The sequence below is a fragment of the Campylobacter sp. JMF_14 EL1 genome (assembly GCF_027737585.1).
Classification (GTDB): Bacteria; Campylobacterota; Campylobacteria; order Campylobacterales; family Campylobacteraceae; genus Campylobacter_B.
Genome location: NZ_JAOVTW010000004.1, coordinates 26034 through 52205, shown reverse-complemented (window position 1 = coordinate 52205; position 26172 = coordinate 26034). Strand labels below are relative to the sequence as shown.

Genomic DNA, 26172 nt, shown 5'->3' with positions numbered 1-26172 from the left:
TTAGGCGAATTATTGAAATTCGCCTTTTTTTATTTAAAAAATTTCTTATAAATTTCGTTCGCTTTTTTCTTGCTTTTTTTTGCTTGATTGTGTTGCGATATTTGCTTTTTTAACTTGCCTATGTAATGCCTTTGTTTTTCGTTTAAATCTAACTCATATACAAAAGCCTTAAACATATCTTGCAAACTTGCATTTAAAAGATATTTTAAATCGCCCGTTGTGTATCTGTCTGTAAGGTTTTTTGAAAATAAAATTAAACCCCTAAATTCTTTAAATCTTGTTTTTGGGTATGGTTCATTAAATCTCATTTTTATCCTTTCATTATCGCGTCAATTTCGCTCAAAATTTGAGCGTCGTTATACTCGCTGTTTTTACTTCCGAAAATGTTGCAAATTTGGCTCAAAAGCCCTATGTTGTGCGCTAGTTTTTCGGCTCGTTCTCTGTCTTTTGCGACATATTTAAAAAACGAAGTTTTAAAAGCTTCGCTATAACTTTTAGTTTCTAAAAAATGCGTTATGACTTCATACGCATTTAGCCCCGCTTTTTGGCGGTCTTGTTCGTTTTGCGCGGTCGCGCCTTGCGTCGTTTCGTGCGCGTTGCCGATTTGTTCGCCTTGCGCGTCGCGGTCGTCAAAATCGCCCGTGCTGTGGCATTTTTCGCTTTGCAAATCGTCGTCAAAATCGCCCGTGCTGTCAAACCTAATAAATTCAGCCTTGAATTTATCACCTATAAACTCGAAAACGCTTATTTTAAAGGGCTTTTGCGTGTGGTTTGATACTTTGGCTTTATCGCCCGTTATCTTGCTAAATTCGGCGATTAAATCGCCAAATTTCGCTATATTTTCAGCGTTCATTATTTGCCCCCTTTCTGTGTCGTTTCGTCATCACATAAGCCAAATAATGCGTTTATTTCGTTCAAATCCCATAAAAGGATAAATTTACTTATTCGCTTTGGCTGTGGCAACTTACCGCTTTTTACAAATCGCCAAATGCTAGACTTGCTTATTCGCAAATATTCGCTTAACTCTTTGGTATTTACTAAATGCTTTCTCATTGTTTTAATTCCTTTAAAACTTTTAAATTTCGGTTTCATTTTTATAGCTATATTTGGAAACTTATGCGAATTGTAGGGCTTTTTAAAGAAAGTAGCAACGCAAATTCACTATGTGATAAAAGTTTAAAATGGTAAATTTCGGGGCTTTTTTGGCTGTGGATTTGTAGATTTTTACCCAAATTTGGCAAAAAATATTTTCTGTCGCATAATAGCTTTGCGACGAAATTTTAAAAATAGTAAATTTTGGCGAATTTTCAAAAGATACAAACGCCAAAAAGCCCTTTATATCGTGGTTTGAAGTGTCGCATTTTCATTATGCGACAAAATTTTAAAATGGCAAATTTTGGGCTTTTTTGGCTGTGAATTTATGCAAATTTGGGTCAAATTTATTCAAAATATTTCATCGTCGCATAAACAAAATGCGATTAAATTTCAATCATTTTTAAAATTCTCTCAATATCAGCCGTGAATTCGCCCCGTTTAAGGGGGTCTGTGGCTTCTACTTTATAAACTTTGCAAAAATCTAGTATTTTTTTATTAAAATCGTTTTTTATGCCTTGTTTGTCTGTTAGTTTTTCGTATTTTTTAATCTCTACTCTATCGTGCGTCAAAAATCTAACGGCTAAACCGCAAAAATTATTAAAAGATTTTTCAAAATCAAATATTATATTTTCTATATCTCGTCCTTGTCTTATTAATTCGTCTTTGATTTTAATCGTTTGTTCGTCTGTTAAATTGTGTTTAGGTTTTTCGTTGTCGAAAAAATCGAATAAATCCCATATTTTTACGCCGTCAATCGTTGTATATTTGGGTTGTGCGCGATTATATCTAATATCAAGTTCATTTTTAAAAACTAGCCTTAAATTATCTATTGCTTCATCAAATAATTTTAATCTATGTATTGATAAGGTTGGTTTTTGTGGTTGCGCCAAAAACTCTTTTAAAAATGTATAAAACGCCGTAAAAACTTCGTTTTTCGCTTCGTCAATGTCATAAAATTTTGCTAACGGGTCAAAAATGGATAAATTTACCACTTCTTTATTTTTGCCTTTTTGTGGCTGTTCTTTGTCTAATATCTCTATAAGTTTTTCAAAGCGTGGATAAATCGGGTCGGTAATGCTATCAGATTTTTTTATAAATTCGCCTAATTCTTTTATAAATTGTTCTGTTTTTTCCATAAATACGCCTTTATTTTGATTTTAGTTAGAAATGAATTATAACAAATACTAACTTTAAACTTTGTTTTTTGTCGGGTAACAAGTCGGGTAAAAAAATCGTCTTTGCCTTGATTTTTCGTAAAATCGCCGTTTATTTGAAATTTATCGGTATTTTCAAATGATACAATAAATTTTAGTCGTTGCAAATCATCGGAAAATTTTAAATATTCGTAAAATTTTGTAAATTTTTTCTGTTTAAGTTTCGTGCAAAAAAACAGCCTAAATTTTACTATTTTTTACACTTTTGCTTTTTGCTTTTGCGTTGGCTTTTTGATGAAATAGTAAAAAATTCTTTATATTAGAAAAAAATATTTTTTTGTGTTTTAAAATATCGCTAAAATATCGCCCTGTTCGTGGTTTGCGCGCGGTCGTGTCGGGTAAAAAGTCGGGTGAATTTTCACCCATTTAGTGCGGGTTAAATTGCTACTATTGCTAACTATTATCAAGGTATTATAAAAAGCCCTATTTTAGGGCTTTTTTGAGTTTTAGTTGAGGTGCGAAAATAATTACTCATTTTCTAAATTTTCTAAAAAATCGCTATACCATTGCATTAACTCAAAGCGTTCTTTTAAGCGTTGTGAGTGGTCGTAAGTGGCTTTTATGGTCGTTCGCTCTCTATGGTCTAAACATAACTCAATAATATCGGAATTAAAGCCGTGTTCGCTTATATGTTCGTTGCAAATGGTCGTAAATGTATGTCTTACGCCGTGATATACCATATCATCGCCAAAACCTAGCCTAATAATGGCTTGATTAAGCGCGTTTTCGTTTATTGCGTTAGCTGTTTTAGTTTTGCTTACGAATACGAAAGGCGAATTTATACCCCGCTCGTTGTTTCGCTCTAAAATTTCGTCTAAAATAGCCCGTGTTTGCGTGGTTAGTGGAAGTTTAAATTCTTGTTTTAATTTCATCTCTTTGGCGGGTATGGTGATGATATTGTCTTTTAAATCTATGTATTCCCATTTCAAAAGCCTTAAATTTCCACCCCTTAAAGCCGTATGAAGTCCGAATAATAAGCCTTTTTGCGTGTAATAATGCGTCTTTAAATCGTCTTTTAAAGTCTTTACAAAGTCCTTTAAACGCTCTTTTGTCAAAATAGCTTTAAAATGCGTTTTTTCCTTTGGCAAGGGTTTAAAAGTCTTGTCGAATTTTATATCACCTAATAAAGAATTCTCTATATAGCCACTTCCTACGGCGAAACGCATTATATTACGCAAAAGCAAAAAGCATTTATAGCTAGTATCTAAACCCACCCCGCTTTTTACGGCGTTATCTTGGATTTTTTCTATAAGCGCGACTAATTCACGGCGCGTAAGGTCTTTCATCGCTTTATTACCTATAAAAGGCAAAATGTGATTTTTTAACCGCCCTATATCCTTTTTTTGCGTCGTTTGCGAATTTATACTTTTATCTAAATATTTATTTGCGACTTCCGAAAATGTTACCGCGTCATCTTTTGCGCTTTGTATGCTCTTTCCGTTGTCCCTTATGGCTGTATATTCTGTCGCCTTTAACCTTGCTTCATTTAGGCTAATGCTTGGATATTTGCCTATATTGATATAATTTCGCTTTTTCGTTGCTTTGTCTATGTAAATATAATAAAATGTCTTGGTTGTCTTTGTTTTGCCTTGTGCTACTTCAAGGAATAAATTAGGCATTGCGTCCTTTAAAGTAATTTTTTTAACGCCCTTTGCGTTAGCTTTGACGCTATCGGGTATTTTATAGTTTTTGATTTGTGTGTCGTTTGTAATTTTTGGCATTTAATCCCCTTTTTCTAGGTTTTGTAAATAAAAGTCGGGTGAAAAATAAATTCACCCGACTTATTCAAATTCACCCGACTTTTTACCCGACATTTTTTTTAAAAATGGCTAGTAATTGTTGGAATTAGATAATAATAGAAAGTTGTTTAAAAGGCTCTTAAAATCGGTGTTTTTGATAAGTTTTGGAAGTGGTTGAAAAAGGGTAAATGGTGGAGTTAAGCGGGATCGAACCGCCGACCTCTTGAATGCCATTCAAGCGCTCTCCCAGCTGAGCTATAACCCCAAAAAGCTCTGTAATTTTACACTTTTTAGCTTATAATGAATTTAAAAAACAGAAATTTTGCAAATAAAATAAAATTTTAAGTTTTAATTTGCTAAAATCAGCTTTCGTTTTTGACGCGGGAATAGCTCAGTGGTAGAGCGCAACCTTGCCATGGTTGATGTCGCGAGTTCGACTCTCGTTTCCCGCTCCATGATTTTGTATGTGTTGAAAATGTGCCCGGATGGCGGAATTGGTAGACGCAAGGGACTTAAAATCCCTCGGAATTTTTTCTTCCGTGCCGGTTCAAGTCCGGCTCCGGGCACCACCAAAAACGGCTTAGTGTGGCGACATAGCCAAGCGGTAAGGCATGGGCCTGCAAAGCCTTGATCCCCGGTTCGAATCCGGGTGTCGCTTCCAAAACAACAAGGAGAGTCTATGAAATATATAGTTACGATACTTTTAGTTTTGGCGTTTAGCGGGTGTTCAAACACATGGCAAGGCGTGAAACAAGACTCAAAAAACGCTGGTCAATGGACCAAAGAAAAGGTTCATAACGGCGCAGAGTGGGTCAGCGAAAAAACAGAATAATTCTATCGGGAGATGGCTGAGCGGTCGAAAGCGGCGGTCTTGAAAACCGTTGAGGGTAACACCTCCTGGGGTTCGAATCCCTATCTCCCGGCCACTTTTTTAAATCAAAATTTTTACTTTCTTTTAAAATTTTACCGATAAAATCATTTTTCGAATTTAAAAAACCAAACAGAGCTTGGCGTCTGCCTTGCCAATGAAAATTTTAAGGAGACCTTATGAAAAAATTATTTTCTTTTGCTTTGGCTATAATTTTTAGCCTATTTTTGACAGGTTGCGTGGGAAATAGCGCACAAACGCCCTCCCAGCCGATAAGTGGCGTGTATAAATTTGATGCTATAAATCTAAATTTCATACAAAATCATCAGCCAGAAAATGTGGTCTATCAAGACAAAAGCGTCGTAGAAACCAAGTTAAATAATGAAATCAAAAATCAATTAGCGCAAAAAAATCTTTTAAGCGCAAATTCTAGTGAGCAAATTCATATAAATTTAGATTATCAAAGAGAATTTGTAGGGGAGGCAACCTTTGCAAAAACCGATTCTATCGGCAATATCTTCTTTACTTACGAAATCAAAATCATAAAAAACAATGAAATCGTAAGAGCCGTAACCCAAAACAACAAAATGCGATATAACCCTGGATTTTTTGGCAACCTAAAAACGATTGCTGGCGCAAACAGAAGCGATGATTTCGAAAATGGTGCCATTGTCGCAATCGCAAAAGAGTTAGTCGAACAGATAGAAAAAATCAAATAAATTTAAAATTTAGCCAAATTTTGAAATTTGGCTAAATTTTTCGCCTAAATTTAACTCAAAATTTTAAAGCTCATTTCGCCCTAAAACATCTTCTCGCCTCTGCCCCACAGCGGGATCGGGTGAAATGTCGCATACACCTCATCGGGGTTTATGCCAAAGCCACGCAACGCCTCGCTCACAAGCCTAACGCAAACCTCGCATTTTGACTTCTCTACGCTAGTTCCTAGCAGCGAGATTGCGATATACGCGCCGCTATCTAGCGCGTTTTGTGCGATAAAAAGCGCCTTGTCGCACTCTACCGCGCTCATTATACTCTCACTTTTTTTACCAAACGCCTCACTTACGGCATTACAAAGCGCACCCGCCAGATTTGCGCGTGTTTTCTCGTCAAATTTCGCGCTAAATTTTGCATCGATATACGGCATAAAAACCCCTTAAATTTTAAATTTTCCCCGCTTCGCAAATTTCAAATTTTGCGCCGAATTTTAAAATTCGGGCGCAGTATTACAAGCTTGCGAAGCGGAATTTCCAAATTCCACTATTTTACATTAAACAGCCAGCTTGGCTTAATCCCCTCGCGCAAAACGCCGTCGGTGTCGGTGTATTGCTCCAAAGAGCCTGCTTTGACCTGGATACAAAGAAATCTAATCGTCTCGTCGCCTGCGCTGATACAGCGTTCGCCACTTGGGTCGATTTTGAAAATATCGCCCTTAGCGATTGCGATTTCTTCGCCGTCGATGAAAAGTTTGCCACTGCCTTCCAGCACGATATAGACCTCCTCGTTTTGGACATGCGCATGCACGAAAGGCACGCTAATGCCCGCCGGCAAGGTGTTTAAGCTAATCTCGCAACCGCTTAGACCCAAAAGCTCTTTAAACTCGACGCGCTCGTTGCTATCGAGCCTTGCAAAAGTGTAGTTTTTCATTTTTTCTCCTTAAATAAGATTATTTTAAAATTTCAAGATCAATTAAAAGCCCCGCAAGCCCCTCGCCTGCGACATCGTTTGTGATTTTGCCATTTTCGTCAAAATAGTAAAAATTCATCGTGCTAAACGAGAATTTCGCTTTGTCCGCCTTTTTGCCGTAAAATTCGCCCCTCTCGTGTGTGCCACTACACTCCCACAAAACAGCCACCACAGCGTCGTTTGCGACGATATCTTTGATTTGCCATTTGATATCAGGGAAGCTTTGCCTCATGAAATTTACCACCGAGATATACCCTGCGCCGCCATAAAGCGGGTCTTTGGAAACTGGGGTAAAAAATGTAGCGTTTTGGTTTATTAGCTTCTCTGCCAAGGCGGTATCGGCGGTATTTATGGCGGTTTGGAAGTGCGCCATAGCCTCTTTGTTGCACTCGGATTTGGCCCTGCTTTGGTAGCAAATTTGGTTAAAATTTGGCTCTAAGCTTTGGGCTAAATTTGAATTAGCGCATAAAATTTGACCCACCAAAACAGCAAAAATCGCAAATTTTTTCATAAATTTCCTTTGATATCTAATTGATTTTTTTATTAAAATTTTTAATTGCACGGCTTAAAAGCGTATCTAGCGCGTCTAATTCAAACTCGCTAAAATTTTTCGCTAAAATTTTATTTAAATTCTTTGAAATTTCATCAAATTTCGGCTTTAAACTCTCGCCTTTTGGCGTGAGTTTTACATTTACGCTTCTTGCGTCGTTTTTGTCCTTTTCTCGCACCAAATAGCCGTCCATTTCAAGCCTATCAAGCAGGGTTGTAACAGTTGCTTTTGTGCGGTTGATTTTAGTGGCGATTTGGGCTGGACTTAAAATTTTACCCCCAAAAAGATAGTGAAAAATATCCCCGTGGCTGGGCGAAATCCCTAAAATTTCAAGCCTTTTAAATTCGTTTATAATGTAATCGTTCGCCTCTCTTACAAGCTGTGCGCTTAAAAATATACTTTTGCGTTCTTTTTTCATTTTTGCCCCTAAAATTTAGGGCGTATTATAGTTAGATTTCAAATTAATGTCAAGATAAAATAAATAAAATTTAACCCCAAATTTGGGGTTAAATTTTATTTCTCGCCCTCTTTTGGCTTGGTGATTTTATCGACAAGCTGTTTTCCTAGCTCGCTTTGGGCTAGCCCTTCTAGCATGGAGGCGATTTTTGTGCCACCATTCGCGCTTAACACGCCACCAAGCGAATTTAGCCCCTCGCTTACATTGCCGTTGTTTGCGATGATTTTTAGATCTGCGCTAGTTAGGGCTTTGGCCTGCTCTAAGCCGATGTCGCGGTTAGCCTTGATTTGCTCGATTGAGATTAGATATGTTTGATAGCCCTCGTTTTCGCCGATTTCGCGCGCTAGCTCGATTTGCGCATTGACAGGGGCTAACTCTTTCAATCTCAAAGCCTCAGCCTCAGCGGTTCCGATTTTTGCGATACCTTGGCTCTCTTTGTCTTTGATTTCCAAAAGCGCAGCCGCCTCTAAAAACTGCCTTTCTTTATCGCCTTGCGCGATTAGGATTTGGTTTTCTTTTTGGGCTTCGGCTTCCTTGATTTTGGCTGTTTTCTTGGCCTCCGCGTCGATTTCGATTTTGCGCTGTTCTTGCTCGGCTTGGACGATTTCTACTTGCTTTTTAATCTCTGCTTTTTTGACATCTTGGACGCGCACGACCTCCATTGCCTTTTCTTGGGTGATTTTTTCTTGCTCTTTTACCACTTGTTTGGCTTGTTCTTTGCTGATTGCGACCTCGCGCTCTTGCTCGACGGTTTTAAGACCTACGAGTTTTAGGGCTTCTTGCTCTTTGATCTCGGTTTCTCTTTTGGCTTCGATTTCAGCGATTTGGGCGCGTTTGCGGTTTTCGGCGACCTCGACACGGCTGTCTTTTTCGATAGCGGATTTTTTCTTTTCCATTATGTTGAAAATGACCTTTTCGCCCTCTTTGTCTTTAATATCCATTAATTCGATATTTTTCACAGGCGCAATGCCCCAGTTTTCGAGCTGAGATTGAACCGAAACGGTGAAATCCTCGCCTAGGGCTGAGCGGATTGTAAGAATTTCTTCGAGCTCTCGTTTGGCTAAAATCGAGCGGATTGAGCCTTGGATAATATCTGTGAGTTGCTTTTTGAGATCGTCGAAGTCTTTGACCCTTTGGGCGGCTAAATTTGAATCAGCAATGCGGAAAAACGCCGTGATATCCACGACAAATGGCAACCTACCCACATCGTAAGCTTCGTAAGCCTCGATTTTGATACTAAATACTGAAACTGGCAAAATTATCTTGCTAACGCCTAAAATCGGCACCCAACCCGGGAAATTATAATACACATTTCCATTTCCAGTGTCTTTGCCAAAACTTTGCGTTTTGCGCGCGCTTTGGACGATATGAACCTCGTTTGTCTCCACGACGGTCCTAAAATACATAGCCGCAAGCACACAAATAACGATAAGTGCTACCAAACCTCCACCAAATGCAATTAAAATAGACGACACACTTTTCTCCTTTTGATGAAATTAAAGGCGCAATTATAAGCAAAATTTGATTTAAATAAAATTTATTCTGTAATTTGTATTCTGGCAGACAGGAAGGGATTCGAACCCTCGGAGGCTTGCACCTCACACGCGTTCCAGGCGTGCTCCTTCGACCACTCGGACACCTGTCTAAAAAGGTTTGGATTATAACTAAAATTTTAAATTTGAAGCTGAAATTTGAAAATTTGCGGAATTTTAAAATTCCGCAAATTTTACCTAAATATCCTATCTATCGGCACAGCAGACATATCAGGCACAGTATCGGCATCGGCCCCTAAAATCTCTTTTAGCTCCTCGTCGCTTATGCTAAATCCCCCGCCAAGCGCCTTGTAAGCATTTACGCTAGCTTCTAATTCCTCTAAATCAGCCCCCACTTTGGCAAGTTCTGTGTTTAAAAGATTGCGTTGCGCGTCTAGGAATTCTAAATGGCTAGAATATCCAGCGTTATAAAGCTCGGTCGCGTCTTTGTAAATTTTGCGTTGCGAGCTTAGCAAATCGCTCATCGCTTTTTTGCGCTGAGAGGCGTTTTTAAGCGTAGTTAGGGCGTCTTTGACATCGCCAAGAGCCGTTTTTAGCGCCTTGTCATAAGCGATAAAAGATGAGTTTTGATCGACATTTGCGATATCAACCCTCTTTTTAGTTCGCCCAAAATCAAGCAAAGGTCCCACGAGTGAGCCACCGATACTCCACGAGCTAGTAGTCGAGCTAATCAATCTATCAAATTCACTACTTGCATAGCCAAACGCCCCAGTTAGCGAGATAGTCGGGAAATACCCTGCCTTGGCAACGCCGACTAGGAAATTGCTAGCGCGCAAATCCTCCAAGGCCTTTGCCACATCTGGGCGATGAAGCAAAACATCGCTTGGCACGCCACTTGGGATTTGTGGAGCATTAGGAAGTTTTGCGGCTGTGAGGATTTGCGGATTTACGACCCCGTCGTAGCTTTTGCCGGCTAAAATCGCAAGCGAGGTTTGCACCTGAGAAATTTGGTTTTGCACGGCGATTAGGCTTGCTTTGGCGTTTTGCACAGCGGCACTTGCTTGGCTAAGCGTGATTTGATTTATCGCGCCAGCTTCTAGCTCTTTTTTGCGGTAATTTTGCGTCTGCTCGTAGCTTTTAAGCGATTTAGTTAGAATTCTCTCTTGCTCTTTTAGAGATAAAAGCGCGAAATACGAGCTTGCAACCGCGCTAGTGATTGTATTTTTGGCTGTTTCATAATCGTATTTAGTCCCCATATACTGCGCCGCGCTAGCACCCACGCTATTTCGCACCCTACCCCAAAAATCAATCTCATAGCTAAGTGGTGCTGAAATCGCGTAAGAAGCGTGAGAATTTGAATCAGGCATATTAGCATAATTATTTTGGCGCATTGCAGAGCCTGAAATTCCGATATTTGGCAAATATTCAAGCTTACTTAGACCTAAATTTAGCCTTGCGCGCTCGATGTTATTAAGGGCTAGCATTAAATCAGAATTATTCGCCAAAGCACTATCAATTAGCGCATTTAGCTGGGTGTCGTTGTAGCTTTTCCACCACATTTGGCTCACATTTGTCGCCTCGTATCCAGATCTATACTCGATATGGCGAGTAGGCATATCAGGCTTAAAGCTACAACCGCTAATCAGTGCGCCAGTTAAAATTCCTAGTAAAATTTTAGTTTTCATCTTTTTCCTCTGATTTTATTTTTCGCTTATCTAGCCACGCATTAAAGCTCTCCAAAAGGTAGAAAAATAGTGGCACGAAGAAAATCGCTATCGTCGAAGCAGCCAAAATTCCACCAAGCACGCCAGTTCCTAGCGCGTGGCGGCTAGCAGAACCTGCTCCTGTGGCAAGTACCATAGGCAAAACGCCAAGACCAAAAGCCAAAGATGTCATAACAATCGGTCTAAAACGCATTTTTGCAGCACTAATCGCCGCTTCTGCGATACTTTTTCCGCCGTGTTGATACTCTTGCATAGCAAATTCGACGATTAAGATCGCATTTTTTGCCGCAAGTCCGATAAGCAAAATAAGTCCGATTTGAAAATATATATCGTTATTTAATCCCCTAGCCCATGTGAATAAAAGCGCACCAAACACGCTAAATGGCACGGCTGTAAGAACCGCCATTGGCATTAGCCACCTCTCATACTGCGCCGCCAAAATCAAAAATACAAACAAAAGTCCAAACGCAAATGCCTTTGCGCCAGTTCCTGCTGCATTTACCTCTTGATAAGCCGTGCCTGACCAGCCAAGAGTGTATCCGGTAGGGAATTCGCCAAGAATCGTATCTCTAATGGCATCAATCGCCTGACCAGAAGTATATCCTGGGGCAGGATCGCCCATAAGACGAGCAGCCGGGAAGCCATTGAAACGATCGACGATATCAGGGCCTTTGGCGCGTTCTAAATTTACAACCGAATCAAGCGAAACCAAATTTCCACTAACCGAGCGCACATAAAGCGTCCTTAAATCATTTGGCGTATCGCGGAAGAGTTGTTCTGCTCTCATATAGACGCGGTATGTCTTACCCAAAAGGTTAAAATCGTTTATGTAGTATTGTCCGATAGTCGAATTTATCGTCGTAAAAATATCAGGGATTGAAATTCCAAGCATTTTGATTTTTTCCTTATCTAGGCTTAGATTGTATTGCGGGAAATTTACATCTAGCGTAGAGCGGACATTTTGCAAAGCTGGATTTTGCGAAGCTTTGGCGACTATTCGCGCCATATCATCGGCGATTTGTTGATAGTTTTTGCCCGTAGTATTTTCTGCATACACTTCAAATCCACCAGTCATTGATAGACCATTGATTGGAGGTGGGGTTAGGGCAAAGGTCATCGCGCTTCTATCCATGACAAAAAGCTGTCCAGTTAGCGCGTTTGCGATTGATTGGGCTGATTGGTTTGCCTCAGGGCGGACTTCCCAAGGTTTGAGTTTAGAGAAAAATACGCCTGAATTTTCCCTAGCACCACCTGCCATCATATCAAATCCCGCGATTGTGGTGATTGCTTCGACATTTGGGTTTTGCGAAAGTGTGCCACGCAAGAAATCCATGTGCTTTTCAGTAGCTACCAAAGGTCTAGCCGACGGAAGTGTCGAAAAGCCCATTACATAGCCTTTATCCTCTGCTGGCACAAGTCCGCCCGGGGTGATTTTAAATAACTCTAACATCACAAAAATGATAATTCCCACAAGGCACAACGATAAAATCACATGGCGCAAAATTTTTGCAACACCTGCTGAGAAAAGGCGGGTTGAAAAATCGAAAAATTCGTTAAATTTGCGCACTAACCAAAACGGTTCGGCCTCTTTTTTACGAAGTAAAAGCGCACACAGCGCAGGGGTTAGAGTAAGGGCGACAAATCCAGAGAAAACCACAGATGAAACGAGCGTTAAGGCAAATTGTCTTTGGATAACGCCGACAAAACCCTCCATAAAAGCAACCGGCACGAAAACTGCCGCCAAAACAAGCACGATTGAAATTACCGGACTTACGATCTCGTCCATTGCTTTAATCGTGGCTTCTTTGACGCTTAAATTTCGCTCTTCATGCAAAATTCTCTCCACATTTTCGATAACGATAATAGCGTCATCGACGACGATACCGATAGCCAAAACTAGGGCGAAAAGGGTAATTAAATTTATCGAAAATCCAAAAGCGTAAATTCCGATAAACGCGCCACAAATAGATACTGGCACCGCTAGCATTGGAATAATCGTCGCGCGGAAATTTCCTAAGAACATATAAATAACCAAAACGACCAAAATCATCGCTTCAATAAAAGTATGAATAACCTCTTCGATAGAAACCTTGACAAATTCTGTCGTGTCGTATCCGTTGCTATAAGTCAGCGCGCCTGGGAAATTTTGCTTTAACTGCTCTAAACGCGCAGTTACGGCATCAAGCGTAGCAATGGCGTTTGCGCCGTTTTGTTGATAGATGAAAACTGGCGTTGCGTCGTATCCTTGGTATTTACCATTAATGATAAGGCTCTCAGCCCCAAGCTCGACCCTAGCGACATCTTTTACACGCAAAAATTTACCATCATCACTGGCTCTAATGATTACATTTTCGAACTCTTCGACCGTTTTCAAACGCCCCTCTGGCTGGATTGCATAGACATAAGGGTTACCCAAATCGTTTGGTTGCTCGCCTAGCTTTCCGGCTGGGTATTGGCTGTTTTGCTCTCTAATGGCTGCGATTATGTCAGATGATACGACATTATGTTTAGCCATAAGTCCTGGATTTACCCAAATTCTCATTGAGTAATCCTTCGTGCCAAGAGCCTGTGCGTCGCCCACACCGCTAACGCGTTTTAGCTCATCGACGACATTAATGCTGACATAGTTTTGGATTTCAAGCGGGCTCATTTGACCTGTTGGGTCATAAAAGAAAAACGCAGAAAGTATAGATGATGAACGCTCCGTAACGCTAACGCCCATTCTTTGCACTTCGGCCGGAAGCGTGGTTAGGGCTGGATTTACTCTGTTATTTACATTTACGAGTGCTTCTTGCGGATCGGTGCCGACCTTGAAAAACACGCTGATATTTGCCCTACCTGACGAGCTAGATGATGAACTCATATAAATCATATCATCGACGCCGTTGATTGCGTTTTCTAGTGGCGAAGCGACGGTATCAGAGATAGTCTGCGCGTCTGCGCCACTATATGTGGCTGTAACTGAAATTTGAGGTGGGGTGAGCTGCGGGTATTCCTCCACAGGGGCGATAAATAGACAAATCGTTCCAGCAATAACGATAATAATCGAAATAACGCTTGCGAAAACTGGGCGATTGATAAAAAATTTAGAAAACATACTTGCCTACCTAGCCTTTGTCGCGTCTGTTTCTGGCGGAAGCGGAGTTACCTTGGCGCCAACTTGAATTTTTGAAAAATTATCCAAAACAATCAAATCGCCCTCGCTCAAACCCTCTGAAATGGTCATAGTCGTAGAATCCTGCGCTATAACTTTTACGATTTTTTTAGCCACGGTGTTGTTTGCATCTACGACATAAACGATAGAGTTGCTTAAATCTTGCAAAACTGCGATTTGCGGGATCTGAAAGCCATCTTTTTGCACGAAACCATCAACTGAAATTCTAGTGTAAATTCCTGGTTGAATTTCATAATTTAGGTTGTTAAATTGCGCTTTGGCACTCACGCTTGCAGTCGCGCTATCTACGACGCTATCGATGAAAACCACATTTCCTTCATAAATTTTGTCATTAAAGGAAATTGTAGCCTTTGTATTTTTCATATACCAATCGCTGCTGGCTAAATTTCTATCAATTTTCATCTTATCGGTATCAGAAATCCCAAATTTCACATAAATTGGATTTAGTTTTGTAAGTCTGACTAGATTTTCACCTACGCCCACAAACGAGCCAGTATCTTTTTGCGTATCGCCTACAATGCCGTCAAATGGGGCTTTGACAAGGGCATTATCAAGGTCGATTTTCGCCCGTTCGAAATTTGCCTTAGCCACTTCGTAAGCTGATTTTGCGCCGTCAAATTCGCGCGCTGAAATGGTATTGCTCGCCTTTAATTTCCTAGCGCGCTCGTAATCTGCGCTGGCGTTGTTTAGGCTAGCTTTCGCGCTGTTAAAAATCGCTTGGTAGCGGGATTTGTCGATTTCATAGAGCCCCTCACCCTTTTCTACGCGCACGCCAGGGGTGAAAAGCTGTTTTTCTATCGTGCCAGAAACCTGCGATTTTAGCGTTACATCTAAATCGCTCGCGGTTTCGCCGTTAAATTTTAGTGCGATTGGAACATCGGATTTTTGGGCTTTAAAAACAGCTACTTGAAGCGGCGGCATACCGCCAGCGCCCTTGGCACCCGCTCCTGCGCCCTCTTCTTTTTTTTCGAAATACGAACATCCGCTAAGCAGTGCTAGCGTCGCAATTAGTGAGAAAATTTTCTTCATACAAACCTCGGTTATTAAATTTTAATAATTAAAGTAAAAAGCTGTCGATTTTATCCAAATTCTGCAAAATAAATTATTAACACAAAAGTAAATAAAAATTTAATATTTCTAAATTTTTCACATTTTTTGTGACAAAATCACGGAAAATTTTAATCTAACTTATAAAATTTCGATAAATTTTTAATTTAATATTACTAAATTTTGTTACAATTTTTTTTTGCAACAATTTCATTTTTAAGGAGATATCATGAAATTACTTACTTCATCATTACTAGCGGCTGCTTGCACATGCGCATTTGCCCTAGATTTACCACAAAACAAGGTCGTAGATGTCGAGTGGCTAAAAGCAAATTTGGCTGATAAAGACCTAGTTTTAATCGACCTTCAAGAAGGCGAAGGATATGGCGCAGGTCATATCAAAGGCGCAGTTGCTTGGAAAGAGGCTGATTTCAGAGAAGCAAGAGGCGAAATGCCAGGATTTATCGCTTCTCCGACTACGGTTGAGAGATTATTTCAAAAAAGCGGTATCAAAGATACTAGCGCGGTAGTTTTCTACAACGACGCAAAAGCCGCTCCTGATTATACACTTTCAACTTTGGCTCTATTTGTATCTGAATACTACGGCCTTACAAACACAGCGATTTTAAACGGCGGAATTGACGCTTGGAAAAAAGCTGGTGGTGAGCTAAGCACAGAGGCCGCCACACCAGAAAAAAGCGATTTTAAAATCACTAAATTTAACAAAGACATCGTTGCGACTGCTTACGATATCGACGAGGCTGTGGTTACAAACAGCGTAGCGCTAATAGATGGTAGAATCGAAGCTCAATACTCTGGCGAAAAAGCTCACCCAAAAGCAGCCAAAGCAGGGCACTTAGAGGGCGTTGATGGAAATATCTTTATCGGCAAACTTGCCAAAGAAAATGACGGCGTTTTTTATATCAACACCGATAAAGAGGCTGTTGGCGAGCTATTTAAAACAGCTGGTCTAGATCCAAACGCACCACAAATTTGGTATTGCAACACAGGCTGGCACGCAAGTGGCGGCTGGTTTGCGACAAAATATATCATGGGAAATGACAAAGTCAAAAACTACGAAGCAAGCATGGTCGAGTATTCGAACCTGCCAAAAAGAAAAGTGCTAAAAGGCGATGAAAAATAATCAAATTTCGATTGATTGCCTAGACTTATGCGCCGACCTGCTCGCTTTTCCAGCGGAGGGTTGGCGCGAGAAATACTGCGCGCTTGGCGAATTTGCAAACGGCGAATTCGCCAAACGCTTCAATAAATTTTCAAATTTCAAATTTAACGATTTAAAAACGCCAAATTTAGACGAAATTATCAGCAATTACATTTTTTATTTTGATTTAAACTCAGCCAAATTCGGCACTTCGCTTCTAGCTGGGGTTTGGTTAGATAAAAAAATGTTTGGCGAGAGTTACAATGAAATTTGCAAATTTTATGAAATTTGTGGTTTTGTGGTGGAAAAAAACTGCGACCACGCCTCAAATTTACTCGCATTTTGCGCGATTTTAGCGGAGCAGGGCGAGTGGGAGAAATTTTTGAAATTTACTAAATTTTTGGACTTTTTAGAGCCTTTGAGTAAAAATTTAGCAAATTTTGAAAATTTAAAAGAATTTGAGTTTATTTTAAATTTTGCCAAATTTTTAATATCAAATTTAAAGGAGCAAAGATGACAAAAGTCGCCAAAACCCCGAAATTTGGGCTTCTTTTTCTATCACTTGCACTGTGCGCAGTGGGGCTCGTGGGGATTTGTAGCGTATTTCTAGATGGCCAAGAGGCCAGCTACAATGTCAGCCGCGAGGTTCCGCTTGGGCTTTTGCTTATGGGATATGCCTTTTTTGTGGGCATTAGCGTGGGAGTTGCCACGATTAGCACGGCTGATCATCTATTTGGATTTCACGCATTTTCTAAAATTTCACGCCATTTACAGCTTTTAGCTATTTCTGCGCTTTTAGCGGCATTTTGGCTGATTTTTTGGGAGCTTGGAAGCCCTTTTAAACTGCAAGTTTTGCGCTTTGTGCGATATTACTTTAATTTCGCGGTAGAAAGCCCGATTTGGTGGATGAGCACTTTTTATTTAATTGAAACTCCACTTTTGATAATCGAGCTAATTTTAATGCTAAAAAACAGCGAAAAAGCTTCGTTTTACGCAGGAATCGTCGCATTTATAATGGGGATTGTAGCATTTAGCACACTTTCAATGGTCTTTGCCGTAAATTCAGCTAGACCGATTTGGAATACGCCAAGCTTTACTATTTCATTTATTTTAGGAGCTTTGATTTGTGGCATAAGCGTGATTTTTGCCTTTGTAAATTTAAGCAAAAAAGCCCTAAATGAGCGAATTTTGCGAAATTTGAATATTTTTATGTTTTTGCTACTTTTGGCTGTTTTATTTATAAATTTTTGGAACGCGGTAATTTCAAGCTATGGCGCAGGAAGTTATCTAGCCAAAAATTTCGAAGTTTTCACAAACGGAAATTTATCGTTTAATTTCTATTTTTTTGAAATTTTAGTTGGAATTTTGCTTCCGATGATTTTGCTTATCTTGTCTAAATTTCAAAATTTAAAAATTTCATTTTTGGCTGGAATTTTAGCCATTATCGGCGTATTTTTTGCTAGGTTTGACGGCATTGTGGGCGGTCAGCTTGTGAGGGTTGAGAGCGAATTTTTAGGCAAGATAGAGTTTGGCTCATACTACCCGAGCCTTGCAGAAATCACGATTTTTATCTCAGGCATTGGCGTAATGCTCTTTATTTACGCACTTGGAAAAACATTTTTAAATTTGGAGAGTGAAAAATGAGAGAGCTTAAAATAACAAGACGAAATTTCCTAAAAATGGCTTCTAGTGTCGCAGTTGCTGGCACAGCAGGTATCACAGGGCTTCCAAATCCGCTAATGGCAAAAACGCACAAAAATTCGCCCGAGCTTTCAAATTTATTAGAATACGACGAGGGTGTAAAAACTCCAAATTACTGCGAAATGTGCTTTTGGAATTGTGGCGTAAATGTTTTCACAAGGGACGGAAAAATTCACAAAATCGAAGGAAACAAGCTAAATCCATACAACTACGGCACGATTTGCGCTAAGGGAAATGCAGGGGTTTATTCTACTTACGATCCAGATCGCTTAAAATACCCGATGATTAGAGTTGGCAAACGGGGCGAAGGCAAATGGAAAAAAGTCAGCTGGGACGAAGCGTTTGACTTCGTGCATGAAAATTTAGAAAAAATCATCGACAAATACGGTGCAAAAAGCATTGCAGCCTTTGCTCACGGAAGCTGTTCTTCTTATTTTCATAAATTTGCTAGCCTACTTGGCACTCCAAATGTAAGCTACGCTTCATTTTCTGAGTGTCGTGGCAGTAGAGCGATTGGCTGGTCTTTGACATTTGGCGGCGGCGGTATCGGGGGTCATGAAAACTACGACATGGCAAACACCAAATATATGATTTTATTTGGCAGAAATATGGCAGGAGCGATTCAGGTTAGAGAAGCAAGGGATTTTATGGAAGGCTTGGCAAACGGCGCAAAGCTTGTTTATGTAGATCCACGCCAGAGTGAAAGTGCCGTTAGAGCACACAAATGGCTTCGCATAAAACCGGGGTGCGATATGGCACTAGCACTAGCGCTAATCCATGTCATAATTAGAGATAATCTAGCAAATATGGAATTTATCAATAAATACTGCTATGGCTTTGATAAACTAGCCCGTCATGTCAAACAATACACGCCAAAATGGGCAGAAGAAATTTGCGGTATAAAGGCTGAAACTATTGAAGAAGTAGCGTGGGAATTTGCGAAATTTGCCCCACATGTCCTAGCTATCGCACCGCGTAGATTTTCAAGATACGCAAACGACACGCAAACAGCAAGAGCGATTGCGATTTTAAATGCGATTATGGGAAATTACGGCGTAAAGGGCGGAACTTGGGTAAATCAAAGTATAAATTTAGCTAAGCTCCCAAAAGATGATGAAGCACCAGCCGTGAATGAGCCAAGGGCTGACGGCGTTGGCACAAGGTGGCCGTTTAATCCGCCAAATTTAGGGCTAAGTGGTGAAATTTATCGCGCGACTTTAAGCGAACAGCCATATCCGATAAAAGCGTGGCTGACCTACGATACAAATCCGCTAGGACATACGGCAGTCGAAGCAAACGGCGTCATGAAATCGATCGAAAAGCTAGATTTTTTAATGGCAATCGATACGCAGATGAACGATTTTTGCGCGTATTGTGATATAGTTTTGCCTGAAAGCACATATTTAGAAAAAGACGACGGGCCATATATCCAAAAATACGATGTGCCGTTTGTGGCTGTAAGAAAGGCAGCGATTAAACCGCTACACGACACAAAGCATGTTTTTGACATAGTGCGTGGGATTTGCAAACGCTTTGATATGGACGAGTATTTTACCATTTCGCCAAGCGATGCGATAAATAATTTCGTAAATTCGCTAAGCCCAGAAGATAAAGAAAAATTTGAAAAAGACGGCATTTTGTGCGATTATTTAGCCGATGCGTATCCGCAAAGTAGTGGAAAACCACTAAGCTTCCCTACTAGCACGGGCAAAATTCATCTCTACAACCCTGATATGGAAAAAATGTATGAAGAATATGGAGATGTCTGTGCGCCGCTGCCTACTTGGGTAGCACCGCCACAGCCAAAAGAAGGCGAGTTTAGATTGCTTTTTGGTAGAGGCCCCGCTCACTCACATGCAAGAAGCCAAAATAACAAGCTCTTACTTGAACTTGAAGATGATAGCCCGATTTGGATAAATCCTGATGACGCGGCAAATTTAGGTTTAAAAACTGGCGATAAAGTCATAATGATAAATGCTAAAACAGGGCTTAAATCAAAACCGCAAAATATAAAAATCACAAAGCGAATAACTGAGGGAAATGTCTTTATCCACCACGGCTTTGGGCATGTTAGCAAAGAGTGGAGTAACGGCTTTGATAAAGGCGTTAGCGATGTTTATTTTTGTAGTAACGACATTGACCCAGTAAGTGGTTGTAGCGGTTTAAACAACGGCTTTGTTAGACTTGAAAGGGCGTAAGATGAACTCACTAATAAATAAAAATCACAAAAAAGAAAAAAACCTAGCTATGGTGATTATCGGCGATCGCTGTATCGGGTGCGATGCGTGTTATGTAGCGTGTAAAACCGAGTGGGAAGTGCCGCTTTTCAAAGAAGCGTATCGCACAAGGGTTTTTGAAGTCGAAAACGAAGACAACGCAGGAAATCCGATTTTAAATTTCTTGCCTGTGCTTTGTAACCACTGCGAAAATTCCCCGTGCGTGGCAGTTTGCCCGACAGAAGCTAGTTTCAAGCGTGAAAAAGACGGCATCGTCATCGTCGATCCGTCTCTTTGCATAGGCTGCAAGGCGTGTATGGTAGCCTGTCCGTATAATGCCAGATATTACGACGAACACAAACAAAGCGTCGATAAATGCACATTTTGCGCCCCAAGAGTGGATAAAGGTTTGCTTCCGGCTTGCGTAACCACCTGCGTGGGAAAATCGCGAAATTTTGGCGATTTAAATGACCCTAACAGCGAAGTTTCGCAAATTTTGGCTAAGGCGACAAGTATAACTCGCCTAAAAGAAAGCGACGGACTTGAACCAAATGTTTATTATGTGACGATAAATTCATAGGAGTAAATGATGAAAAAGATAATTTTAAGCATGGTTTTACTTTGCAGTTTTGGTTTTGCGGAGAATTTGCAAAGCTATAATACTTCAAAAGCGCAGGCGGAGCATTTTGTAAATTTATCACGCGAAGCTGTGGCAAAAAACAATCTCACGCTTGCTAGGGCATACGCAAAAAAGGCGATTCAAGCAGACGCTTACAACAAAAAAGCATGGGAAAGCTATGATGATGTCATTCAGCGCCTAGCCGATGAAGGCATGATAGATGAATTTGGCGCCAAAGCCGATGAAAGCGAAACCGCCGCACCAAAAGCCAGTGGCGCACCAGCGCAGTTTGAGGGTTGCTAGTGAAAAGAATTTGCGAAATTTTAAAAAAGCTAAATTTTAAAATTTTCGCAAATTTTGCTATTTTGTTTTTTTCGCTAAGCGCATTTTCGCAGATAAACTCATGCACCGCCTGCCACGAAAATTACGGCTCACTAAGCCCCTCACACGATGAGGTTGCCTGTCAGAGTTGCCATGGGGGCAACGAGATTGCTAGCGAAAAATCGCTCGCTCACATCGCCCTAATCCCAAATCCAGCCACGCTAGAAAACGCCAAAAGCCGTTGCGCGCGCTGTCACAAGGACCAAATCGCCCGCGTTAGCACCACAGTAATGCAAACCCAAAATCCAATCAAGCAAAATTTGCTAGGTGAGTGGGCGAAGCAGGGCGCAAGCTCTGATTTTAACGCAGAGCAAATCGAAAAATTCGCCAAGGACCACTACGCCAAAGCCTGCGCTAGTTGTCATATCTCGCAAGAAAAAGAGGTTTTTATAAATCAAAATATCGCCAAAGGTGGCGGGTGTAGGGCGTGTCATAAGGCTTCGAATTTAGATGAAAATTTCTTGCTCTCCCCGTTTTTCGCTAGCAAAAATGCAAATTCTGCGCCAAATTTAAGCGTAAATTCCAGCGTAAATTCCAGCGCAAATTCCGGCGCAAATTCCAGCGCGCACGCAACCTCCCCAAACACTGCGCCCAAAACCGCGCCCAAAACCCACACCCGATTTTCCACCGCAATCCCTAGCCAAAACTGCCTAGCCTGCCACAACCGCTCGGCTCGCATTGGTTTCGCGTATTATGGTAAATTCGAAAGCGAGGGAAGCAAGGCGCCTTTCGAGCATAGCCATACGCTCTCTGACGGGCGCCATTTCCACGATTTGCGCGCCGATATTCACTACGAAAGGGCAGGGTTAGAGTGCGTGGATTGCCACACTAGCCTTGGCGTCATGGGCGATAAGAAAAACCACGCAAACATGCGCCACGCCGTAATTATCGCGTGTGAGGACTGCCACGCGCCAAATTTTGCCCCACCAAACGAGATAGCGCGAAATTTAGCCAAAACAAATCCAAATATCCCAGATAGCGCGCTCATCGCCTACACAAAAAAGGGAAATTTCCCACTTTACAATGTCGCCAAAGTAGGCGAAACAGCAGTCCTTACGCGCAAAAAAGACGGAGCTAAATTTGAAATTTCAGAGCTAAAACACCCAGCGCACGAGCCTTTGCACGCAAATTTATCCTGCCAAGCCTGCCACGAAAAAAGCGTAGCAAGCTGTTTTGGTTGCCACGAGCAAAGATTTTTAGGCGCAAAGCAGTTTGAGTGGCAAAAGGGCGAATACAGCGAGGGTGCGTGGAGCGAAATGCGCAGTTTTTTGCGCTTCGAAGACCCAGCTTTGGGCGTGAGAAATGACGGCAAAATCGCAAACCTCGCCCCAGGCTGTCAGGTCGTGGCTAGTATCTACGAAAATGGCGCCACGAAGCACTTTGACGCCCTTAGCCTAGCCAGCTGGGCGCAACACAGCGTTGGCAAGAGCAAAACCTGCGTTTCTTGCCACTTCTCGCCGTCTTCGCTAGGGCTTGGGCGCGGTGTTTTGGGCTATAAAAACGGCGAGATTTCATTTAGCCCAAATTTGGCAAATTTTGGCGAGTTAAATTTCGCCCTTGACGCCTTTGCTAGCCCCACAGGAGCGCAAAATCAAATCATTTCTAAAAACGATCGCACACTAAATTTAACTCAAATGAAAAAAATCCTAGACGCCTATGCCTGCGCTATCTGCCACGATCGCTACGATGATAAAATTTATGCCGATTTTAACGCCTCAAAAGCGAAATTTAGGGCAGGGGAGACAAAATGTTTAGAGTGATAAATTTGATATTTTTTGCGTTTTTAAATTTTGCTTTTGCCCAAAATTTATCCTGCCAAACCTGCCACAGCGTGGAAAAATTTGACGCGCAAAATCACAATTTTTCATGCGAAAGTTGTCATAAAAGTAAAATTTCGCCCTCAGATTTCCCGCAAAGCTTAGCCAAATTTGGCGGATTTTCGCACGAAAATATCATCGCTCAGCCAGCCAGTGTGCGCCACTATGGCGAGTTTTGCGGCAGCTGTCACGCCAAGCAAATCGGCGAATTTGAAAAAAGCAACCATTTCACGCACAAAAACGAGATAAAAACGATTTTTAGCGCATTTAACATGGATTTAAATCTCAGTTTGCAAGATTTTTTGAGCCAAAATTTGCCAAATTTAAAAGCAAAAGAGCGCGTCGTGGCGGACTTCGTGGAGCGCAAATGCCTAAAATGCCACGCCTATGATAATGGCGAGAGTTCCCTATTTTCCGCTCACGGCAAGGGTTGCATGTCCTGCCACGCTAGCTACGCGCCCAGCGCGCATTACAGTGGCAGCGACGCAAATACTAGCGCGCGCCCACACTCGCGCACTCACACGCTCTCGCGCGCGGATAATGAAGTTTGCGCCTCTTGCCACAACAAATACTTCATCGGCGCCGATTTTATGGGGCTTTTCCCACAAAACACGCACAAAGACTACCGCACGCCGTTGCAAAAAAACGGAAATTTCCCAGGGCTACGGCATGGCGTGACATACGCAAATTTGCGCCCTGACGCACATTTTAGCGCGGGGCTAGTGTGCGCGGATTGCCACAAAATGAGCGAAACCAAAAGCTGTGAGGCTTGCCACGAAACCGCCACGCAAAATAACACCTCACACAAATTCCACCAAAATTTGGAGTGCGCCACCTGCCACAGCGCATGGGGCGGGAGTTTTTACGAGCTAAATGCTATGCTTGATTTTAGCAAGGATTACGAAAACTGGCAAAATTTAATCGAATTTGACGCGGTTGCTAAGCGATTTAACGCACGCGCCCTGCGCCAAAATACACGCCCTGCGCCATTTTCGCGCACGCTTGGAGGTAAGAGAAAACCTGGCATTTGGCATAGCGCGTTTAGTTTAGAACGCTTCGAAAATGTCCTTTTGGTGCGCAAAAATAACGGCAAAATCGCCCTTGCGCGTCCTGTATTTGGCTATAATCTTGGCATAAAAGATGAAAATGCTAGCGTGGCTAAATTTGGCGAGAGTGGCGAGAGATTCGAGGTTTGGAAGCCGTTTTCGCCTCATAGCGTGCAAAAAATCGGCAAATCCTGCGAGGCCTGCCACGAAAATCCGCTCCAAAGTAGAGAAACTCACGGCGGTATTAGCGAGCTTTTCGCGCCTAAATTTTGCGAAAATCCTAGGCAAAAAAACTGCGCCAAACTGCTTGACGCTAGCCCTTTAAACGAGCGTGAAATGCAAAATTTGAAGTCGATTTTATACAAAAAAACAAGAGCGAAGGAAATTTTAAATCTAAATTAGAAATTCCGCAAAATTTGCGGAATTTCGCTGTATTTTTAAGGGGGAAGCTAAAAATTTATGCGTTTTTTGCAGCCTCTAAAACTGCTTCATAGTTCGGCTCTTCGGTGATTTCAGCCATGATGTCTTTGTATGCGATTACACCGCCACTGATGACGAAAACCGCTCTTGCATTTAGCCCAGCTAGCGCACTATCTTCGATTAAAATTCCATAGCTTTTGGCGAATTTTTTCGCTCTAAAATCGCTTGCTGTGCGCAAGTTTTCGATACCCTCTGTCGTGCAAAATCTGCCCATTGCAAACGGCAAATCCATTGAAACCACGATTACTTCGGTATTTGGCAAGCTTGCTGCTTTTTCGTTGAATTTGCGAGCCTCGCTAGCGCAAACTGGCGTATCTAACGACGGAACGGCTACGATGATTTGCTTTTTCTCGCTTTTGCCGATTACGATATCTTCTAAATCTTTCCCAGCGACTACGACTTCTGGCGCAGCCTCGCCGACTTTTACTTCATTTCCGCCCAAATTTACGGGGTTTCCTAAAAATTTTACTTGCATTTTTTCTCCTTGTAAAAAATAAAACACATTTTATCTCATAAAATTTAACAGATTATTTTTTGGCGCAAAATTTTAAAATTTGGCTATAATTTCGCCCAAATTTAAAAAAAGGAAATCCATGCAAACCCTCCCGCAAAACGCGCCTAAATTTCACCTCAACACCGCCTACACGCTATATTTGACGCTAGGGGTTTTTAGCGCGCACAGATTTTATCTGAAAAGAAATGTAAGCGCGATTTTCCAGCTTCTTGGCGGATTTGGGTTTATCATCTTTGTCTGCTTTTTGGTGGCGTATGCTTTGATATCAAACGATAGCGCGCTCGAAATTTTGCGCTCCATAAGGCCAGGCCTCGAATTTGACGACCAAGATACACTTAGGGCTAGGGAAAATTTAATAAAACCGATTATGGTCTTTGCACTGCCAAATTTAGCCTATTTGGCGTGGATTATTTATGATTTTTTCAATTTAGAAAAAATGGTAAATAGCGCAAATCTTAGCGCAGGGTGCGAGACCGAAAATCCCAGCGAAAATCCCAGCGAAAATCCCAGCGAAAATCCCAGCGAAAATCCCAGCGAAAATCCCAGCGAAAATCCCAGCGAAAATCCCAGCCAAAGCCTAAATTTCGAAGAAAAAAGCGCGAATTTAGCCTCGGCTAGACAGTTAGCTTACATTGGGTGCGGACTTTTGATTTTAATGGCAGTTTTAAACATTTTTGGCACCAAGATTAACGGCGCCGAACTCGCCTCAACAGCGGGGCAAGTGTGCCTTGCAATGAGCGCGTATTTCATCGCTAGCACAATTTGCTCAAAGACGCTTTTGCGAAATTTAACCCTTTTTGTCGCATTTGACAGCCTTGCGCTAATCCCGTTTTTGATGATGATGTTTGGGGATAAAAGCCTGGTTGTATTTGTTTTCGGCGCAGTATTTACGGGGCTTGGCGCATGCTCCTCGCTACTGATTTACAAAGAGCTTTTTGAAACAAGCGGGTGCGAAATTTTCGTTAAGGCGTTTTTTGTATATGCGCTCTCGTGCGTGATTGGGCTAGTTTTAGTCTATTTTAATCCGATTTTAGCGATAATCGCGGTGCAAATTTGCTCGATTATAAATTCGCTTTTTATCATTGCTTGTGCCAAAGATAGCCGAAATTTCGAAATTTCGAAAAATAACTATTATTTTTCGAATTTGAAATTTCACATTAGCGAATTTAACAAAATCAAATCATAAGGAGA

Annotated in this window: 25 protein-coding genes and 6 tRNA genes; 15 read left to right on the top strand and 16 right to left on the bottom strand. The window is 41.4% G+C overall.

The window, feature by feature from the left end:
- Positions 1-29: 29 nt before the first annotated feature.
- The 6 genes from OFN73_RS06010 to OFN73_RS05985 form a co-directional block, all read right to left on the bottom strand.
- Positions 30-308 carry a hypothetical protein gene (locus tag OFN73_RS06010; RefSeq protein ID WP_270862672.1) on the bottom strand — a complete coding sequence of 93 codons (279 nt, stop codon included), beginning with the start codon at positions 306-308 and terminating at the stop codon, positions 30-32.
- A gap of 2 nt (positions 309-310) precedes the next feature.
- Entirely contained in the window at positions 311-853 is a 543-nt protein-coding gene (locus OFN73_RS06005) for a hypothetical protein (protein WP_270862671.1), read from the bottom strand.
- Positions 853-1053 carry a helix-turn-helix transcriptional regulator gene (locus OFN73_RS06000; RefSeq protein WP_270862670.1) on the bottom strand — a complete coding sequence of 67 codons (201 nt, stop codon included), beginning with the start codon at positions 1051-1053 and terminating at the stop codon, positions 853-855. Before OFN73_RS06000 ends, OFN73_RS06005 begins: the two co-directional genes overlap by 1 nt.
- A 425-nt stretch (positions 1054-1478) precedes the next feature.
- Complete coding sequence (locus tag OFN73_RS05995; RefSeq protein WP_270862669.1) at positions 1479-2231, bottom strand: hypothetical protein; 753 nt, start codon at positions 2229-2231, stop codon at positions 1479-1481.
- 545 nt (positions 2232-2776) lie between these two features.
- Positions 2777-4030 carry a tyrosine-type recombinase/integrase gene (locus OFN73_RS05990; protein WP_270862668.1) on the bottom strand — a complete coding sequence of 418 codons (1254 nt, stop codon included), beginning with the start codon at positions 4028-4030 and terminating at the stop codon, positions 2777-2779.
- 207 nt (positions 4031-4237) lie between these two features.
- Positions 4238-4313: transfer RNA gene (locus OFN73_RS05985), tRNA-Ala, on the bottom strand.
- Between the two features lie 115 nt (positions 4314-4428).
- Between OFN73_RS05985 and OFN73_RS05980 the strand changes: the two genes are divergently transcribed.
- The 6 genes from OFN73_RS05980 (at position 4429) to OFN73_RS05955 (ending at position 5635) form a co-directional block, all read left to right on the top strand.
- Positions 4429-4503 (top strand) — tRNA-Gly (locus OFN73_RS05980).
- 24 nt (positions 4504-4527) lie between these two features.
- Positions 4528-4617 (top strand) — tRNA-Leu (locus tag OFN73_RS05975).
- A gap of 18 nt (positions 4618-4635) precedes the next feature.
- Positions 4636-4709 (top strand) — tRNA-Cys (locus OFN73_RS05970).
- Positions 4710-4727: 18 nt separating this feature from the next.
- A complete protein-coding gene (locus OFN73_RS05965; RefSeq protein ID WP_270858610.1) occupies positions 4728-4880 on the top strand; it encodes a hypothetical protein in 153 nt (50 codons plus the stop codon).
- Positions 4881-4886: 6 nt separating this feature from the next.
- Positions 4887-4974 (top strand) — tRNA-Ser (locus OFN73_RS05960).
- 121 nt (positions 4975-5095) lie between these two features.
- Complete coding sequence (locus tag OFN73_RS05955) at positions 5096-5635, top strand: hypothetical protein (protein WP_270862667.1); 540 nt, start codon at positions 5096-5098, stop codon at positions 5633-5635.
- Positions 5636-5715: 80 nt separating this feature from the next.
- Here OFN73_RS05955 and OFN73_RS05950 read toward each other — a convergent pair whose 3' ends face one another.
- The 9 genes from OFN73_RS05950 to OFN73_RS05910 all read right to left on the bottom strand — a co-directional run bounded on the left by OFN73_RS05950 (position 5716) and on the right by OFN73_RS05910 (position 15027).
- Positions 5716-6060, bottom strand: coding sequence for a phenylpyruvate tautomerase MIF-related protein (locus OFN73_RS05950; protein ID WP_270862666.1), 345 nt, complete (start codon positions 6058-6060; stop codon positions 5716-5718).
- A gap of 113 nt (positions 6061-6173) precedes the next feature.
- Complete coding sequence (locus OFN73_RS05945; RefSeq protein ID WP_270862665.1) at positions 6174-6560, bottom strand: cupin domain-containing protein; 387 nt, start codon at positions 6558-6560, stop codon at positions 6174-6176.
- A gap of 19 nt (positions 6561-6579) precedes the next feature.
- On the bottom strand, positions 6580-7110 hold the full coding sequence (locus OFN73_RS05940; RefSeq protein ID WP_270862664.1) for an ester cyclase: 531 nt from the start codon (positions 7108-7110) through the stop codon (positions 6580-6582).
- A gap of 16 nt (positions 7111-7126) precedes the next feature.
- Entirely contained in the window at positions 7127-7567 is a 441-nt protein-coding gene (locus OFN73_RS05935; RefSeq protein WP_270858614.1) for a MarR family winged helix-turn-helix transcriptional regulator, read from the bottom strand.
- Between the two features lie 95 nt (positions 7568-7662).
- Positions 7663-9081: an SPFH domain-containing protein gene (locus tag OFN73_RS05930; protein ID WP_270862663.1), complete on the bottom strand. Its 1419-nt coding sequence runs from the start codon at positions 9079-9081 to the stop codon at positions 7663-7665.
- Between the two features lie 82 nt (positions 9082-9163).
- Positions 9164-9251, bottom strand: a tRNA-Ser gene (locus OFN73_RS05925).
- A gap of 81 nt (positions 9252-9332) precedes the next feature.
- Positions 9333-10784, bottom strand: a complete 1452-nt coding sequence (locus tag OFN73_RS05920) for an efflux transporter outer membrane subunit (RefSeq protein WP_270862662.1) — start codon at positions 10782-10784, stop codon at positions 9333-9335.
- A complete protein-coding gene (locus OFN73_RS05915; RefSeq protein ID WP_270862661.1) occupies positions 10774-13920 on the bottom strand; it encodes an efflux RND transporter permease subunit in 3147 nt (1048 codons plus the stop codon). The genes OFN73_RS05920 and OFN73_RS05915 overlap by 11 nt, the downstream gene beginning before the upstream one ends.
- 6 nt (positions 13921-13926) lie before the next feature.
- Positions 13927-15027: an efflux RND transporter periplasmic adaptor subunit gene (locus OFN73_RS05910; RefSeq protein WP_270862660.1), complete on the bottom strand. Its 1101-nt coding sequence runs from the start codon at positions 15025-15027 to the stop codon at positions 13927-13929.
- A gap of 247 nt (positions 15028-15274) precedes the next feature.
- Between OFN73_RS05910 and OFN73_RS05905 the strand changes: the two genes are divergently transcribed.
- The 8 genes from OFN73_RS05905 to OFN73_RS05870 are packed head-to-tail and all read left to right on the top strand — an operon-like array spanning position 15275 to position 24389.
- Positions 15275-16189: a sulfurtransferase gene (locus OFN73_RS05905; RefSeq protein ID WP_270862659.1), complete on the top strand. Its 915-nt coding sequence runs from the start codon at positions 15275-15277 to the stop codon at positions 16187-16189.
- Positions 16179-16724 (top strand): molecular chaperone TorD family protein, encoded by a 546-nt coding sequence (locus OFN73_RS05900; protein WP_270862658.1) that lies wholly within the window; start codon positions 16179-16181, stop codon positions 16722-16724. Before OFN73_RS05905 ends, OFN73_RS05900 begins: the two co-directional genes overlap by 11 nt.
- Entirely contained in the window at positions 16721-17851 is a 1131-nt protein-coding gene (nrfD, locus tag OFN73_RS05895) for an NrfD/PsrC family molybdoenzyme membrane anchor subunit (protein WP_270862657.1), read from the top strand. The genes OFN73_RS05900 and nrfD overlap by 4 nt, the downstream gene beginning before the upstream one ends.
- Positions 17848-20106 carry a molybdopterin-dependent oxidoreductase gene (locus OFN73_RS05890; RefSeq protein WP_270862656.1) on the top strand — a complete coding sequence of 753 codons (2259 nt, stop codon included), beginning with the start codon at positions 17848-17850 and terminating at the stop codon, positions 20104-20106. Before nrfD ends, OFN73_RS05890 begins: the two co-directional genes overlap by 4 nt.
- 1 nt (position 20107) lies before the next feature.
- On the top strand, positions 20108-20704 hold the full coding sequence (locus tag OFN73_RS05885; protein ID WP_270862655.1) for a 4Fe-4S dicluster domain-containing protein: 597 nt from the start codon (positions 20108-20110) through the stop codon (positions 20702-20704).
- A gap of 9 nt (positions 20705-20713) precedes the next feature.
- Positions 20714-21046 (top strand): hypothetical protein, encoded by a 333-nt coding sequence (locus OFN73_RS05880; protein WP_270862654.1) that lies wholly within the window; start codon positions 20714-20716, stop codon positions 21044-21046.
- The gene (locus OFN73_RS05875; protein ID WP_270862653.1) at positions 21046-22884 is read left to right on the top strand and encodes a hypothetical protein; all 1839 of its coding nucleotides are present in this window, start codon (positions 21046-21048) and stop codon (positions 22882-22884) included. Before OFN73_RS05880 ends, OFN73_RS05875 begins: the two co-directional genes overlap by 1 nt.
- On the top strand, positions 22872-24389 hold the full coding sequence (locus OFN73_RS05870) for a hypothetical protein (protein ID WP_270862652.1): 1518 nt from the start codon (positions 22872-22874) through the stop codon (positions 24387-24389). Before OFN73_RS05875 ends, OFN73_RS05870 begins: the two co-directional genes overlap by 13 nt.
- A 55-nt stretch (positions 24390-24444) precedes the next feature.
- Here OFN73_RS05870 and tpx read toward each other — a convergent pair whose 3' ends face one another.
- Positions 24445-24942: a thiol peroxidase gene (gene tpx / locus OFN73_RS05865; protein WP_270862651.1), complete on the bottom strand. Its 498-nt coding sequence runs from the start codon at positions 24940-24942 to the stop codon at positions 24445-24447.
- A 118-nt stretch (positions 24943-25060) separates the two neighbouring features.
- Here tpx and OFN73_RS05860 point away from each other — a divergent pair, with 118 nt between their 5' ends.
- A complete protein-coding gene (locus OFN73_RS05860) occupies positions 25061-26167 on the top strand; it encodes a TM2 domain-containing protein (RefSeq protein ID WP_270862650.1) in 1107 nt (368 codons plus the stop codon).
- Positions 26168-26172 lie beyond the last annotated feature (5 nt).